13 protein-coding genes are annotated in these 15600 nt (G+C 70.0%); 10 read left to right on the forward strand and 3 right to left on the reverse strand.

The window, feature by feature from the left end; genetic code table 11:
- Positions 1 to 109 precede the first annotated feature (109 nt).
- Complete coding sequence (locus ACFYSH_RS17385; RefSeq protein ID WP_359466117.1) at positions 110 to 3019, forward strand: vitamin B12-dependent ribonucleotide reductase; 2910 nt, start codon at positions 110 to 112, stop codon at positions 3017 to 3019.
- A 191-nt stretch (positions 3020 to 3210) separates the two neighbouring features.
- Here the strand turns inward: ACFYSH_RS17385 and ACFYSH_RS17390 are convergent, their stop codons facing one another.
- Positions 3211 to 3741 (reverse strand): TerD family protein, encoded by a 531-nt coding sequence (locus ACFYSH_RS17390; protein WP_359466115.1) that lies wholly within the window; start codon positions 3739 to 3741, stop codon positions 3211 to 3213.
- Positions 3742 to 3944: 203 nt separating this feature from the next.
- On the opposite strand from ACFYSH_RS17390, the gene ACFYSH_RS17395 reads away from it, so the two are divergent.
- The 3 genes from ACFYSH_RS17395 (at position 3945) to ACFYSH_RS17405 (ending at position 6253) form a co-directional block, all read left to right on the forward strand.
- Positions 3945 to 4550 carry a YdbC family protein gene (locus ACFYSH_RS17395; RefSeq protein WP_388753374.1) on the forward strand — a complete coding sequence of 202 codons (606 nt, stop codon included), beginning with the start codon at positions 3945 to 3947 and terminating at the stop codon, positions 4548 to 4550.
- Positions 4551 to 4669: 119 nt separating this feature from the next.
- A complete protein-coding gene (locus ACFYSH_RS17400; RefSeq protein WP_359466112.1) occupies positions 4670 to 5329 on the forward strand; it encodes a histidine phosphatase family protein in 660 nt (219 codons plus the stop codon).
- Between the two features lie 12 nt (positions 5330 to 5341).
- Positions 5342 to 6253 (forward strand): ADP-ribosylglycohydrolase family protein, encoded by a 912-nt coding sequence (locus tag ACFYSH_RS17405; protein WP_359466111.1) that lies wholly within the window; start codon positions 5342 to 5344, stop codon positions 6251 to 6253.
- Between the two features lie 224 nt (positions 6254 to 6477).
- Here the strand turns inward: ACFYSH_RS17405 and ACFYSH_RS17410 are convergent, their stop codons facing one another.
- Complete coding sequence (locus ACFYSH_RS17410) at positions 6478 to 6642, reverse strand: hypothetical protein (RefSeq protein WP_359466109.1); 165 nt, start codon at positions 6640 to 6642, stop codon at positions 6478 to 6480.
- Between ACFYSH_RS17410 and ACFYSH_RS17415 the strand changes: the two genes are divergently transcribed.
- The 3 genes from ACFYSH_RS17415 to ACFYSH_RS17425 all read left to right on the forward strand — a co-directional run bounded on the left by ACFYSH_RS17415 (position 6584) and on the right by ACFYSH_RS17425 (position 9918).
- On the forward strand, positions 6584 to 8263 hold the full coding sequence (locus ACFYSH_RS17415) for a DUF4153 domain-containing protein (RefSeq protein ID WP_388753664.1): 1680 nt from the start codon (positions 6584 to 6586) through the stop codon (positions 8261 to 8263). The genes ACFYSH_RS17410 and ACFYSH_RS17415 overlap by 59 nt on opposite strands.
- Before the next feature lie 247 nt (positions 8264 to 8510).
- Entirely contained in the window at positions 8511 to 9221 is a 711-nt protein-coding gene (locus ACFYSH_RS17420; protein WP_359466106.1) for a ribonuclease HII, read from the forward strand.
- 58 nt (positions 9222 to 9279) lie between these two features.
- Entirely contained in the window at positions 9280 to 9918 is a 639-nt protein-coding gene (locus tag ACFYSH_RS17425; RefSeq protein WP_359466104.1) for a hypothetical protein, read from the forward strand.
- A gap of 57 nt (positions 9919 to 9975) precedes the next feature.
- Here ACFYSH_RS17425 and ACFYSH_RS17430 read toward each other — a convergent pair whose 3' ends face one another.
- A complete protein-coding gene (locus ACFYSH_RS17430) occupies positions 9976 to 10608 on the reverse strand; it encodes a hypothetical protein (protein WP_359466103.1) in 633 nt (210 codons plus the stop codon).
- Positions 10609 to 10949: 341 nt separating this feature from the next.
- On the opposite strand from ACFYSH_RS17430, the gene ACFYSH_RS17435 reads away from it, so the two are divergent.
- From ACFYSH_RS17435 to ACFYSH_RS17445, 3 genes are all read left to right on the forward strand, one after another.
- On the forward strand, positions 10950 to 13109 hold the full coding sequence (locus ACFYSH_RS17435; RefSeq protein WP_359466102.1) for a RecQ family ATP-dependent DNA helicase: 2160 nt from the start codon (positions 10950 to 10952) through the stop codon (positions 13107 to 13109).
- 154 nt (positions 13110 to 13263) lie between these two features.
- A complete protein-coding gene (locus tag ACFYSH_RS17440) occupies positions 13264 to 14619 on the forward strand; it encodes a DUF4192 domain-containing protein (protein WP_388753380.1) in 1356 nt (451 codons plus the stop codon).
- A gap of 79 nt (positions 14620 to 14698) precedes the next feature.
- Positions 14699 to 15463 carry an NUDIX domain-containing protein gene (locus tag ACFYSH_RS17445; RefSeq protein ID WP_359466099.1) on the forward strand — a complete coding sequence of 255 codons (765 nt, stop codon included), beginning with the start codon at positions 14699 to 14701 and terminating at the stop codon, positions 15461 to 15463.
- Positions 15464 to 15600: the final 137 nt, after the last annotated feature.

Raw genomic sequence — 15600 nt, forward strand, 5'->3', positions numbered from 1 at the left:
CAGGCCTGTTCCGAGACGCTGTGCGTGGCGTCCGGAGCATCAGACACACACTGTGCCCTGGGAAGAACTGGGCACTTCAGGGCGTTTTTGCCCACATATGGGAGGCGGCATGACAGAGACGGCGAGCGGCCCGGCACGAGGTTCCCGCACCAAGGGAGCCAAGTCGACTGCGACCAAGCAGGGCCTGCGCATCGAGCGCATCCACACGACTCCCGGCGTGCATCCGTACGACGAGGTCGCGTGGGAGCGCCGTGACGTCGTCATGACCAACTGGCGCGACGGCTCGATCAACTTCGAGCAGCGTGGCGTCGAGTTCCCCGACTTCTGGTCGGTGAACGCGGTCAACATCGTCACCAGCAAGTACTTCCGGGGTGCTGTCGGCACGCCGCAGCGCGAGACCGGTCTGCGACAGCTGATCGACCGGATCGTGAAGACGTACCGGAAGGCCGGCGAGGACTACAGCTACTTCGCCTCTCCCGCCGACGCCGAGATCTTCGAGCACGAGCTGGCCTACGCCCTCCTGCACCAGATCTTCAGCTTCAACTCCCCGGTCTGGTTCAACGTCGGAACGCCCCAGCCGCAGCAGGTCTCGGCCTGCTTCATCCTGGCCGTCGACGACTCCATGGAGTCGATTCTCGACTGGTACAAGGAAGAGGGCATGATCTTCAAGGGCGGCTCCGGTGCCGGCCTGAACCTCTCCCGCATCCGCTCCTCCAAGGAACTGCTGTCCTCCGGCGGCAACGCCTCCGGGCCGGTCTCCTTCATGCGCGGTGCCGACGCCTCCGCAGGAACGATCAAGTCGGGTGGCGCCACCCGCCGTGCGGCCAAGATGGTCATCCTCGACGTCGATCACCCCGACATCGAGAACTTCATCGAGACCAAGGTGAAGGAGGAGGAGAAGATCCGCGCCCTGCGTGACGCGGGCTTCGACATGGACCTGGGCGGCGACGACATCACGTCCGTCCAGTACCAGAACGCCAACAACTCGGTCCGTGTGAACGACGAGTTCATGAAGGCCGTCGAGTCCGGCGGGAAGTTCGGCCTGCGCGCCCGTATGACCGGTGACGTCATCGAAGAGGTCGAGGCGAAGTCCCTCTTCCGCAAGATGGCCGAGGCGGCCTGGGCCTGCGCCGACCCGGGCATCCAGTACGACGACACCATCAACCAGTGGCACACCTGCCCGGAGTCCGGCCGCATCAACGGCTCGAACCCCTGCAGCGAGTACATGCACCTGGACAACACCTCGTGCAACCTCGCCTCGCTGAACCTGATGAAGTTCCTCAAGGACGACGGCGAGGGCCACCAGTCCTTCCAGGCCGAGCGCTTCGCCAAGGTCGTCGAGCTGGTCATCACCGCGATGGACATCTCGATCTGCTTCGCGGACTTCCCGACCCAGAAGATCGGCGACAACACCCGCGCCTACCGCCAGCTGGGCATCGGCTACGCCAACCTGGGCGCCCTGCTGATGGCGACCGGGCACGCCTACGACAGCGACGGCGGCCGTGCGCTCGCCGGCGCCATCACCTCGCTGATGACCGGCACCTCCTACCGGCGCTCCGCGGAGCTGGCCGCTGTCGTCGGACCGTACGACGGCTACGCCCGCAACGCCGAGCCTCACCAGCGCGTCATGAAGCAGCACGCGGACGCCAACGCCGTGGCCGTCCACGTCGACGACCTCGACTCGCCGATCTGGGCCGCCGCGACGGAGGCCTGGCAGGACGTGATCCGCCTCGGCGCCAAGAACGGCTTCCGCAACGCCCAGGCCTCGGTCATCGCACCGACCGGCACCATCGGTCTCGCGATGTCCTGCGACACCACCGGTCTCGAGCCCGACCTCGCCCTGGTCAAGTTCAAGAAGCTCGTCGGCGGCGGTTCGATGCAGATCGTCAACGGCACGGTCCCGCAGGCCCTGCGCCGCCTCGGCTACCAGCCGGAGCAGATCGAGGCGATCGTGGCCCACATCGCCGACCACGGCAATGTGATCGACGCCCCCGGTCTGAAGGCCGAGCACTACGAGGTCTTCGACTGCGCCATGGGGGAGCGTTCCATCTCGGCCATGGGCCACGTCCGGATGATGGCGGCCATCCAGCCGTGGATCTCCGGCGCGCTGTCCAAGACGGTGAACCTGCCGGAGACGGCCACCGTCGAGGACGTCGAGGAGGTCTACTTCGAGGCGTGGAAGATGGGCGTCAAGGCGCTCGCGATCTACCGCGACAACTGCAAGGTCGGCCAGCCCCTCTCCGCGAAGACCAAGGAGAAGGAGAAGGTCGAGGTCACCGCCAAGGCCGAGGACACGATTCGTACGGCCGTCGAGAAGGTCGTCGAGTACCGCCCGGTCCGCAAGCGTCTGCCCAAGGGCCGTCCCGGCATCACCACCTCATTCACGGTGGGTGGCGCCGAGGGGTACATGACCGCCAACTCCTACCCGGACGACGGTCTCGGCGAGGTCTTCCTGAAGATGTCCAAGCAGGGTTCGACTCTCGCGGGCATGATGGACGCCTTCTCGATCGCGGTCTCGGTCGGTCTGCAGTACGGCGTGCCGCTGGAGACCTACGTCTCCAAGTTCACCAACATGCGCTTCGAGCCGGCCGGTATGACGGACGACCCGGACGTGCGGATGGCGCAGTCGATCGTCGACTACATCTTCCGCCGCCTGGCTCTCGACTTCCTGCCGTTCGAGACGCGCTCCGCGCTCGGGATCCACTCGGCCGAGGAGCGTCAGCGTCACCTCGACACCGGTTCGTACGAGCCCGCCTTCGGGGACGACGATCTCGACTCGGAGAGCCTGGCCCAGTCCGCCCCCGTGCTCGTGGAGCCGCTGAAGGCTGTCGCGTCGCCCGAGGAGGGCGTCGCGGAGAAGCCGGCCCCCAGGACCGCGCACACCTCGGCCGAGCTCGTCGAGATGCAGCTCGGCATCAGCGCGGACGCGCCGCTGTGCTTCTCGTGCGGTACGAAGATGCAGCGTGCCGGGTCCTGCTACATCTGCGAGGGCTGCGGCTCGACCAGCGGGTGCAGCTGATCAACGGGCGGCATCGCATCGGACGGATGTCCGGTGTAGTCCGCACGGGTAGCTGACCAGCAGCTCATAAGGGGACCGGCCACAGGCCGGTCCCCTTATGCGTGCGGGGGAGCGGCGCGATGCCGTAGCGGCCGCAGGCGTGGACGCCGGACCCGGTTGCCGCGCGCCGGCGGCCGGCCTGTCCGTCGACGTCAGTCCGAGCGGTTCCCCATCTCGGCGGAGAACGCTCCGGGGTCGCCTTCGAAACCGCGGACGCCGCCGTGGAAGCCCCAGCATCCCGAGGAGTCCCGGACGAATTCCGCGACGACGGCGGCGGTGGCGGCCGCCACCGCCGAGAAGTCGTCCTCGGCCAGGTTTGTGTAACCCTCACGGATCTGCACGGCTGTGTGCTCGATCTGGCCGAAGGTCTTGTGGCCGTCGCGCTGCTGGATGGCTACGCCGACCACGACCCTGGCGTACGCGTCCGACAGCCGGTCCAGTTCGAGCGTCATGACCTCGTCGAAGCCGAAACCCTGTCCCGTGCGGCTGTCCCGGTTCAGCGTGATCGTGCCGTCCGGTGACCTGCTGTCGAAATGCACGAGGTGGACGGGACTTCCGTACGGCGCGTCCGTCCCGTACGTCGCCGCGATGATGTCGAGGTCGTTGGCGGGCTCACCGCTGGCGCTGGGGTCCCATTTGACCCTCACTTCGACCTTCTCGATGTCCTTGTTGGGAGTGCTCATCGGACGTGCCTCCTCGCTGCTGGACCGACGGACCTCTTCCATCCTCAGATCATGTCCGTAACTGTCCGTGGATCCAACCGCGTTGGAAACGGACGTCGTTTTCGGGCCATCGTGTGGCCGGAGTTGTCTGCTGTCAGCGCCGGGCGGCCCAGGTGCGTGCGGAGCGTGACCCGCGACCTGCCGGACGCCCGTACGATGGCTCGGTGCTGGTCAAGTGGATGCGCTGCACCGTGTTGGACCGTCGCGGTTTCGAGCGGGGGCAGCGGAAGTGGGCGGGGCTGCTCGACGAGCCGGGATTCCGGGGTCAGAGCGGCGGGTGGAGCCGAGGGCGGCCCGAAGTCGCCCACGTGTTCGCCTTCTGGGAGAACCGGGTCTTCTACGACTCCTTCATGGCCCGTCGGCATGATCGACTGGCCGCCCCGCAGTCCGGCACGTACACGGACATGCAGGTCAAGCTCTTCGACCACCGCTTCGACGTGAAGACGGGTTTTGAGCCGCAGTTCACCGACGCGGACACCGTCAGGGTGGCGCACAGCCGGGTGCACGAGGATCGGGTCGACCACTTCGCGCTCATGCAGCAACGGGTGTGGAACCCGGCCATGGCGGGTTCCCCCGGGATGCTGCGCGGAGTGTTCGGAGAAGCCCCGGGCCATGAGTTCCTGGTGCTGTCGATGTGGCAGTCCAGTGCCGAACGCGGCAAGTACCGGCCGGAGGGCGTCGCCCGGCTTTCCGCGCGGGCGGAGACCGAGAGGGACGTCGCCTCGCTCGCGGGGGACGTGGTGCAGCTCGATCCGACGTGGACGGTCTGACCTGACCGCGCGGGTACGGCCGTCCCCCGGCCGTCTCCCTGCTCGTTTCCTTGGTCACATGTGCCCGATGGAGCCCGCACAATTGCTCGATCGTGCTGGACGGCATCTAGGGTCGGTACATGGCGCGACCGCAACGCATCGTTCTCGTCCGGCACGGTGAGTCGGAGGGCAACGCCGACGACACCGTCTACGAACGTGAGCCCGACCACGCCCTCAGGCTCACGGCGAGGGGCCTGAGCCAGGCGCAGGCGACGGGCACACGGCTGTGCGAGATGTTCGGTGACGAGCGTGTCAGTGTCTACATCTCTCCTTACCGACGCACGCACGAGACGTTCAGGGCGTTCGGCCTCGATCCGGGACATGTGCGTGTCAGGGAAGAGCCCCGGCTTCGCGAGCAGGACTGGGGCAACTGGCAGGACCGCGACGACGTCAGGCTGCAGAAGACCTACCGGGACGCGTACGGACACTTCTTCTACCGCTTCGCGCAGGGCGAGTCAGGGGCCGATGTGTACGACCGGGTCGACGCGTTCCTGGAGAGCCTCCACCGCAGCTTCGAGGCTCCCGACCATCCGCCGAACGTCCTGCTGGTCACCCATGGGCTGACCATGAGGCTCTTCTGCATGCGCTGGTTCCACTGGTCGGTGGCGGAATTCGAATCGCTGTCCAACCCGGGGAACGGTGAATCCAGGACGCTGCTGCTCGGCGAGAACGGCCGCTATACGCTCGACCGGCCCTTCGCACGGTGGCGAACCCCTGAGCCGTACGGCACCACCGGATAGAGTGGTACGGCGATGACCGCTGACTCTGCTTCCGACCGCTTCGAACGCGCTCTGGCCAGCCTGCGTGGACTGTCCGTGGGAGATGCCCTCGGCTCCCAGTTCTTCGTCCCGGCCAATTATCCCTTGCTCAAGAACCGGGAACTGCCGCCCGACGGCTGGCAGTGGACCGACGACACCGAGATGGCCTGCTCCGTACTCGCCGTGCTGGCCGCGCACGAGCGTATCGACCAGGACGCGCTCGCCCACTCCTTCGCCCGGCACCACGACTTCGACCGCGGCTACGGGCCCGCGGTGAACCGGCTGCTCAGGCTGGTGAGGGAAGGCGGTGACTGGCGGGAACTGGCGTCCGCCCTGTTCCAGGGCCAGGGCTCCTGGGGGAACGGATCGGCCATGCGTATCGCGCCGCTGGGCGCCTGGTACGCGGACGACCCGGAACAGGCCACCCACCAGGCCGAGATCTCTTCGTACACCACCCATCAGCACCGCGAAGCCGTCGTGGGGGCCATGGCCGTCGCGGCCGCCGCCGCCCTCGTCGCCGCACCGGGAGGGCCGCCGACGCCGGAGGATCTGATCGACGGCGTCGTCGCCCTCGTGCCCCGCAGCGCGGTCGGCGCAGGGTTGCGCAGGGCGCGCGACATGCTCGACTACCGGGACGCGGGAACGGTCGCGGCGGTGCTCGGCAACGGCCGCCGTACGAGTGCGCACGACACGGTGCCGTTCGCCCTCTGGTCGGCGGCACGGAGCCTCGGCGACTTCGAAGAGGGCTTCTGGGTGACCTCTCAGGTCGGCGGTGACGTGGACACCACCTGCGCCATCGTCGGCGGAATCGTGGCCGCGGAGCCGGGCGGCGCCCCTCCGGCCGACTGGCTGGCCCGTACGGAGGAACTGCCCGACTGGGTCCCTCTCGCTCCGGCACGGCGCTGAAGGTCCCGCCGGGCAGCTCGGCGAGCCGTTGCCGGATCGGCGTCTCTTGTCACGGTCCTGCCACAGGGGCGGCCCCGGCCGTTCGAACAGCCCGAACGGGACTTACTCTTTCGGCCACGCCGCCCTCATCGATCTTGATGGCGCGCGCCTAGAGACGCCGGGGCCGGAGCGCCGCGATGTGGCCGTGCGAGCGGACCCCGGTCCGGGAGGGGTCCCATGTCCGATCAGCCGTCCGATACGTCCAGCCGGCCCGAGACGTCACCGGAGCCGCCGGTGACCGGCGACGCGGTGGCAGCCATGTCCGCCACCGCGCCTGATCCGGGCAGCGGGATGCCGTCCGAAGGGGAGGGGCGTGCGAAGGCGGCGGGGAAGCCGGCAAGGGCTTCCACAGCGCCGGTCCCGCCGCGCAATGTGGGCCCGGACGTGCCGGAGTCACCCGCGTATCCCGCGCCGCCCCGGGCGGACCTGTGGCAGCGGCGGGGGCAGCAGCAGCCGCCCGGCGTGCTGTCCCGGCTGCGGCCTCCGTCCCCGCCCGCGATAGGACCGGCGACACTCTGGTCGGTCTTCGCGACGGCCCTCCTCAGCGCCCTGGTGCTCGGTGACGGCCTGGGGCCCAACCTGCTGATCGTGGCCGTTCCGGCCGCCTCGGGGGCCTTCTTCGCCGCGCGCACGGCAGGACGCAGGCTGCGGCCCTGGACCGCCGTCTGGGCGGTGGGTGGCCTGGCGCTCCTGACGATTCCGGCGCTCAGGGAAGCAGGATGGCCGGTCTTCCTCGCCATGGTGTCGGCCCTCGCCCTGGGCTCCCTCGCCCTGCACGGAAGCCGTGGCTGGCCAGGTGTGCTGCTCGGATCGCTGGGGCTGTTCCCCTCGGCCGCCGCCGGGGTGCGCTGGGGATGGAGCGGGGTGCGGGCCCGCGTGGACGACACCCGAGGCCGGATGCGCACCGTCGTGCGCAGCACCGTGGTGGCCGTGGCGTTGCTCATCGTGTTCGGTGCGCTCTTCGCCTCCGCTGACGCCGCCTTCGCCGACCTGCTGGGCAGCCTCACCCCCGACGTGTCGGTCGGTGACAGCCCCTGGCGGGTCTTCCTCTTCGTACTCGGACTCGTCGGAGCACTCGCCGCCGCGCACAGCGCCGCGGCGCCGGTGCGCTGGGACCGCATCACCGTCCGGCCGGGCAAGGCGAGGAACAGGGCGGAGTGGGCACTTCCGCTGATCGTGCTCAACCTGCTCTTCGCCGTCTTCGTCGCGCTCCAGCTCGTCGTTCTCCTGGGCGGGTACGACAAGGTGCTGGACGAGACGGGCCTGAAGCTCTCCGAATACGCCCGGCAGGGCTTCTGGCAGCTTCTCTGGGCCACCGTGCTGACCCTGCTCGTCATCGCGCTCGCCCTGCGCTGGGCACCACGGGGCCGGCCGAGCGACCGCACCCTCGTCCGGAGCGTTCTCGGATCCCTGTGCGTACTCACGCTCGTCGTCGTGGCCTCCGCGCTGCGTCGCATGGACCTCTATGTGGACGCCTTCGGGCTGACCAGGCTGCGGATCTCCGTCGCCGCGGTGGAACTCTGGCTCGGAGTGGTACTGATCCTGATCATCGCGGCCGGCGTCTTCGGCGCCAGGCTGCTGCCGCGCGCGGTCGCGGTGAGTGCGGCGGCCGGTGTGCTCGCCTTCGGTCTCCTCTCGCCCGACGGCATGATCGCGGAACAGAACGTCCAGCGGTACGAGAGCGGCAAGCCGATCGACATCGACTACCTCAAGGACCTCTCCGCGGACGCCGTACCGGCCCTTGACACGCTGCCGGAACCGCTGAGGTCCTGCGCCCTGCGGAACTTCGAGCGCGACGCCGCCCTCCTGGACGCTCCGTGGTACTCCTCCAGCTGGGGCGAAGTCAGGGCCCGGGACATCTTGGAGAAGCGTCCCGTCCAGAACCACGGGACCGAGTGCTACGGCCTCGGCCAGGAAACCGACGAGCGGGAGGACGGGTACGAGGAGGAGGACTCCTACGACCCGTACTGAGGCGTCTGTCCGCCTCGCGTCCTGAGCACCCGAAGCAAAGCACCCCCCGAACGCCCGGTCCCGGCCGGGGTGTTCGGGTGCGCCCCCGTCCCGCAGAGGCGCTGGGATCCCCCGTGGCCGGTGACCCACCGGTGCCCGTCCGGAGTATCGGCACGGGTGTTCCGGGCTCGGCCGGCCCCGTGCCGAACCGCTGGACGGTGCCCCGGGGTGTTCTTGCCGTGCCCATCGGCGTAACCTGGCAGGCGCCATGCCGTACGAACCACCCACGCACACCGTCGAGCGCTCACTGCGCGCTACATCCGGTGCCAGGACCGTCGCCGGTGTCGACGAGGTCGGACGCGGAGCGTGGGCCGGCCCCGTCACCGTGTGCGCGGCCGTCACAGGTCTCCGCAGGCCCCCCGAGGGCCTCACCGACTCCAAACTGATCAGCCCCAAGCGCCGGGCGGAACTCGCCCCGACGCTCGAGAAGTGGGTCACGGCCTACGGGCTGGGACACGCGTCCCCCTTGGAGATCGACGACCTCGGTATGACCGCGGCACTCCGTCTCGCGGCCGTCAGGGCGCTCGAGGGGCTGCCCGTGCGGCCGGACGCCGTGATCCTCGACGGCAAGCACGACTACCTCGGCCCGCCCTGGAACGTCCGTACCGTGATCAAGGGCGACCAGTCCTGCATCGCCGTCGCCGCGGCGTCGGTGATCGCCAAGGTGCACCGGGACACGATGATGGCCGAACTGGGTGCGGACACAGGGCAGTACGCAGACTTCGCCTTCGGCGCGAACGCCGGTTATCCGTCACCGGTGCACCGGGCCGCGCTGGAGGAACGGGGGCCTACGCCTCACCACCGCCTCAGCTGGGCCTACCTCGACGCGCTGCCCAGGTGGCAGCACCTGAAGAAGGTCCGTTTCTCCGCAGAGGCGGCGGCACTGGAAAGCGGGGGCCAGCTCGGCTTCGACTTCTGATCGCGCAGGCGCATCCACCCGCCGACGTGTCCGCGTCGGCTGCACAAGACAACCATTCATGCCTCTCATCCCCGAGGAGCCTCACATTCCCGAGAGCGCCCAGGGTCCCCGCGTCACTCCGGCCGCCGGCCGCACCGCGCCGACCCCCCGTCCCGTACCCGGCCCGCGTTCCGCGGCCACCCCGCGCCCCGGCAGCCCGGGTCGCGGCCCCGCGAGGCCCGCGCCCCCGGCGCCGCGCCCGCATCCCGCGTCCCCCGCTCCCGCCACCCCGGCTCCTGCCGGGCGGAAGCTGCCGGACGAGGGTTCCGCAGCACAGTTCCAGTTGATTCCGGCTCCGGCCGGTGGCGCCGTCGACGCAGCCGATGGGGCCGTCGACCTGCTGCTCGACTCCGGGAGGGCGCCTGGCGACATCCTGGTGCTCACCACCGGGGAGCAGCACCCGTGGGCCACGCACGAACTCTCCTTCGGAGAGACCGCCTACTGGGCGCAGTACGACGCGGGCGACGACGTCTTCTTCGCCCGCACGGCCGACGCCGACCGCTGCGCGTCCCGTGCCGTGGTCGTTGTCGCGGTGAACGGCGACCTCGACGACGTGGCTGCCCGAGCACTGTCCGGCGTGCGGGAGCGCTCCGGGTCGATGCTGATCGTCTGCGGGGACCCGCAGACGATCAACTCCGCACTGGGTGCCGGAGTCTGAGCTGTACGTCCGTGGGTCCCGGCCGTCCCTGAGGACATCCGGGGCCCACGTCCCTTTTCACCGCGCGGCGCTCCGCCGCAGTGCCTCGACCGCCCCGCCCCCGGTGCTCAGCGGAACGGGGTCATGGCCGGAGGACGTGTCCGCGAGGGCGGACGGTCTGGACAGCAGTGTCGGGCTGCGGCCGCCCCGGCCCTCGCCGAGGACCTGCCAGCCTCCGCGCGTCAGGGTGATGTAGGCCCCACAGCGCAGGCCGTGCAGGGTGCAGGCGTCTCTCAGCCCCCACATCCAGGCCCCGTCCTCCTCGGTCCAACGCTCGTCGCCCTCACGGCAGTAGAGCAGGACCGCGGTCCGCACGGGGGTGCGGCGGCGCAGATCGTGCGGGATCACCCGGCGCAGATGCGCCAGCAGGGCGTTGCGGAATTCCCAGCCGTCCGCTGCCACGGTGGACCGCCGGGTGAAAGAGGCACTGGCCGTGAGCCGTCCCTCATGGTCGAGGACGGCGACGACCGCGGTGGCAGTAGTCGGCCGGTGCCGCGCGTGGAGGCCACTGACCACCTCCCGCGGACTACGCAGCAGGGGTATGCCCGCCGCGGCCCACTCGGCTGGTTCGAGGATCCTGGCGGTGTGATTGACGGAGCCGGCGGATGCCGACAGTGAAGAGGCTGCGGACGGCGCGAATCCGAAGGTCACGGTCCTCCCTTCGCTACACGCCCACGGTGCGGGCAGGGTCGAGTGAGGGCGCGCCGCGGCACAGCCCTTCCGGGCCCGCGAAGAGACCGTGCGGGGAGCGACTCCAATTCTTCCTGTCGCACCGGCGGGCGGCAACGAGCAAATGGCGCGGCTGACTGATATCTGACGGAATGACACGGATATCCCTGCCCGTTCGGCGACGAACGAAGCCTTTCGTCACGCCTGGCCTTCGAGGACCGGCGGGGGACACCTCCTCCGTCCCTGCGCGTCGGAGCAGCCCGGAGTGCGCCACACCGGGCCGGATTCGCCGATTGTCGGTGCCATCGGGTTGCATGGGGGACATGGACAACCTGGAGCTCCGCGCTGAAGCCGACGCCATTCTCGCCGAGCTCGTCGGCGGTCCAGCAGGCGCGGCGCGGCTGCGGGAGGACCAGTGGCAGGCCGTGGCGGCACTGGTGGAGGAGCACCGGCGTGCGCTGGTGGTGCAGCGCACCGGCTGGGGAAAGTCGGCGGTGTACTTCGTGGCCACCGCCCTGCTGCGGCGGCGTGGCTCCGGCCCCACGGTGATCATTTCGCCGCTGCTCGCCCTGATGCGCAACCAGGTCGAGTCGGCGGCGCGAGCCGGTATCCAGGCGCGCACGATCAACTCCGCCAACCCGGAGGACTGGGAGACGATCTACGGGGAGGTGGAGCGCGGTGAGACCGACGTTCTCCTGGTCAGCCCGGAACGTCTCAATTCTGTCGATTTCCGTGATCAGGTGCTGCCGAAACTCGCGGCCACCACGGGTCTTCTGGTGGTCGACGAAGCGCACTGCATCTCGGACTGGGGCCATGACTTCCGGCCCGACTACCGGCGGTTGCGCACGATGCTGGCCGAGTTGCCGGCCGGTGTACCGGTGCTCGCCACGACGGCGACCGCGAACGCGCGTGTGACCGCGGACGTGGCGGAGCAACTGGGCACGGGGAGCGGGGACGCTCTGGTGCTGCGGGGGCCGCTGGACCGGGAGAGCCTGCGGCTGGGTGTGCTGGAGCTGCCCGATGCGGCACATCGGCTGGCGTGGCTGGGGGAGCGGCTGGATGACCTGCCGGGCTCGGGGATCATCTACACGCTGACGGTGGCGGCGGCGGAGGAGGTCGCGGCGTTCCTCCGGCAGCGTGGGTATCCGGTGGCTTCCTACACGGGGAAGACGGAGAACGCCGATCGGTTGCAGGCGGAGGAGGATCTCCTGGCGAACCGGGTGAAGGCGCTGGTGGCGACCTCAGCGCTGGGCATGGGTTTCGACAAGCCGGACCTGGGGTTCGTGGTGCACCTGGGGTCGCCCTCCTCCCCGATCGCCTATTACCAGCAGGTGGGCCGTGCGGGCCGCGGTGTGGACCATGCGGATGTGCTGCTGCTCCCGGGCAAGGAGGACGAGGCGATCTGGGCGTACTTCGCTTCGGTGGGCTTCCCGCCCGAGGAACAGGTGCGGCGCACGCTGGCGGTCCTCGACGAGGCGGGGCGTCCGTTGTCGCTGCCGGCGCTGGAACCGCTGGTAGATCTCCGGCGCTCGCGTCTGGAGACGATGCTGAAGGTTCTGGACGTCGACGGGGCGGTCAGGCGCGTGAAGGGGGGCTGGGCCGCGACGGGGCAGCCATGGGCGTACGACGCGGAGCGGTATGCGTGGGTGGCCCGGCAGCGACAAGCCGAGCAGCAGGCCATGCGGGACTACGTGGCGACCACGGGCTGCCGCATGGAGTTCCTGCAGCGGCAGCTCGACGACGAGAAGGCGGTCCCCTGCGGTCGCTGCGACTCCTGCGCCGGACCCTGGCTCGATCCGGCTGTCCCTCCCGCAGCCCTCGCGGCGGCGACGGGCGAGCTGGACCGCCCGGGGGTCGAGGTCGAGCCGCGCAAGATGTGGCCGACCGGCCTCGCCGCGGTCGGGATGGACCTGAAGGGCCGTATCCCCGCAGGCCAGCAGGCAGTCACCGGGCGGGCGCTGGGAAGGCTGTCGGACATCGGCTGGGGCAACCGCCTGCGCCCGATCCTGTCGGCCCGAGCGGCGGACGGGCAGGTCCCGGACGACGTGCTGGCTGCCGTGGTGACGGTGGTGGCCGACTGGGCCCGCTCACCGGGCGGCTGGGCCGGCGGCGCGCCTGACGCAGCGGCGCGGCCCGTGGGAATCGTCGCCATGCCGTCCCGTACCCGCCCCCAGCTGGTCGGTTCGCTGGCCGAGGGCGTGGCCCGGGTCGGGAGGCTTCCCCTGCTGGGCAGCCTGGCCTACACCCCGCACGCCGATGAGCACGGCGCGCACCGTAGCAACTCCGCGCAGCGGCTGCGGGCCCTGGCCGCCGCGTTCACCGTCCCCGACGATCTCGTCGTCGCTCTGACGGCCAACCCCGGCCCGGTCCTGCTCATCGACGACTACTCCGATTCCGGATGGACCCTGGCCGTAGGCGCACGGCTCCTGCGCCAGGCCGGAGCCGCTCAGGTGCTTCCGCTCGTCCTCGCTCTGGCCGGGTGAGCGAGAGCCCCGCTGACCGCAGGGCGCGTTCCGCGTCGGTCATGCCTCCATGCAACCTCATGGCTGTGACAACGCACGAACGGTGGTGCGACCCCTGTGGATAACGTTATCCACAGGGGTCGCGGAATGCGGCCGCTCGCGGGACGGTCGTGCCATGAACAAGCGCGACGAAACCACCGGGCCGTCCGATGCTCAGCAGATCACCCTGCGCGGGCCCGCGGACCTTGCCGATGCCCTTCCGTACCTCATGGGTTTTCACCCGAACGACAGCGTGGTCATGGTGGCCCTGCACGGCGGTCGGGGCCGCTTCGGTGGCCGGCTCAGGCTGGGCATTCCGCCCGAGCCCGAGGAGTGGGCACCCGTAGCCGACCAGTTGGCGCAATGCCTGATCGAGGGCAGCGAAAGGCGCGAAACCCGCCCTGACGCGATTGTCGTCTTCCTCTGTCAGGACCCCGCCGAGGGGGAGAGCGCCCCGCAGACGATGGAACGGCTGAGGCCGCTCGCGCAGCGCTTGCGTACGGCCTGCGGGGCGCTCGACGTGCCCGTGCTCGAAGCGCTGTGCATCTCCGACGGCCGTTACTGGTCCTACTGCTGCCCTGACGACCGTTGCTGTCCGGCCGAGGGTAATCCTCTGGCCCTCCCGGGCACGACCGTGATGGCGGCCGCGGCGGCGTACGCCGGTGTTCAGGTGCGTGGATCGCTGCGGGACATGGAGGCACGGCTCACGCCGTGGGAGTCCCCGGCGGCGCACGAGCAGGAGAAGGCGCTGGATGAGGCGGGCGCGGAGCTGGTGTCCCGCATCCTCGACGTCGACGGGCGGGGTGAGGTGAGGCGAGAGACTCTGACGCTCGCGCGAGACCTCATGGAACGCCTCGGCGGCGCGCAGGCCGCAGGCCCCGCCGGGGAGGACGTCCGCGACGACGCTCTGATCGCGGCCGACGAGGCGGCGGCTGTGATTCTCGGACTGCAGGACCGCGAGACCAGGGACCGGGCCGCCGAGTGGATGGAGGGCCTCGAGGCGGAGACGGCGTTGCGGCTGTGGCGTGCTCTCGCTCGGCGGTGTGTCGGTCCGTACGTGGAACACGCCGCGGCTCCGCTCACGCTGGCCGGCTGGGTCTCCTGGTCCACGGGCGACGAGGCGGGTGCCAGGGTGGCGCTCGGGCTCGCGCTGCGGGCCGACCCCGCATACACGTTCGCGCAACTGCTGCACGAGGCGTGCAATCAGGGGCTGGACCCTGAAACGCTGCGTAGCTGCCTCCGAGGGGAGCGCGTCCCGCGCGACGGGGACGGCAGCGACCGCGCCCCGGAGGAGCGACATCGGCACAGCGGGCGGCGTCCGGAGCGACGGACCGGGCCCCGGCCCGCGCGAGCTCCGGACGCCAAGCGGAAACGGAGGACGACACAGCGGCCGGCGCCGGGTACTGCCTCGCACCCACGGTCGGCCGTGAGCCGGGACGGGGCCCGTGACACCCGGCGGCTGGGCCACCGAGGGACCAGGAGCCGCGAATGACGGACCTCGCCTCCACCGGGCGTGGGACCGGTCGTGCGAAGGGAGTGTTTATCGTCAGGAAGACGACTATGATTTCGGCATGCCGCCCTACGACCCGTCGACCTTCCCGCCTTTCGCCGTCACCGTCGACCTGGTCGTCCTCACGGTGCGACGTCACGCGCTCTGCGCCCTGGTGGTACGCCGTGGCGAATCACCGTTCCAGGGGCGGTGGGCGCTACCAGGCGGTTTCGTCAGAGCCGATGAGGATCTCAGCGGGGCGGCAGCGCGTGAACTCGTCGAGGAGACCGGACTCTGCGCACATGATCCGGCTGCCCCCGCAGTCGGTAACGGCGCCCATCTCGAACAGCTGGCCACCTACGGCGATCCGCGGCGGGACCCCCGGATGAGAGTCGTCAGTGTCGCGCACCTCGCGCTGGCTCCTGACCTGCCGGCCCCCCGTGCGGGTGGTGACGCGAACAGCGCCCGCTGGGCTTCGGTCGAGGACCTGCTCGGGACGGGAGCCGGCTTCGGCCGCGACGGCGAGCAGTCGGCGTCCCTGGCCTTCGATCACGCGAGGATCCTCGGTGACGGCGTGGAACGGGCCCGTTCGAAGATCGAATACTCCTCCCTGGCCACGGCGTTCTGCCCGCCCGAGTTCACGGTCGGTGAGCTGCGGAGGGTGTATGAGGCGGTATGGGGCGTGGTGCTGGATCCCCGCAATTTCCACCGCAAGGTCACGGGCACACCCGGATTCCTTGTTCCGTCCGGAGGGACGACCACACGGCAGGGGGGCCGTCCCGCGCAGTTGTTCCGGGCCGGCGCAGCGACCGTGCTCAACCCTCCGATGCTGAGGCCGGAGGTCTGACCGGCTTCTGCTCCGCGGGTTCGGCCGGGCGAACCCGCAGGACACCCGAAAAAGCCAGGATGCATCGAAAGTCCGAAATGTCGCGTTATCTTGCTGGGGTACTCCACATTGCCGCCGAGCGGTCTCACCCTCAGCGA

The sequence above is a fragment of the Streptomyces sp. NPDC005791 genome, from assembly GCF_042871485.1.
GTDB lineage: Bacteria > Actinomycetota > Actinomycetes > Streptomycetales > Streptomycetaceae > Streptomyces.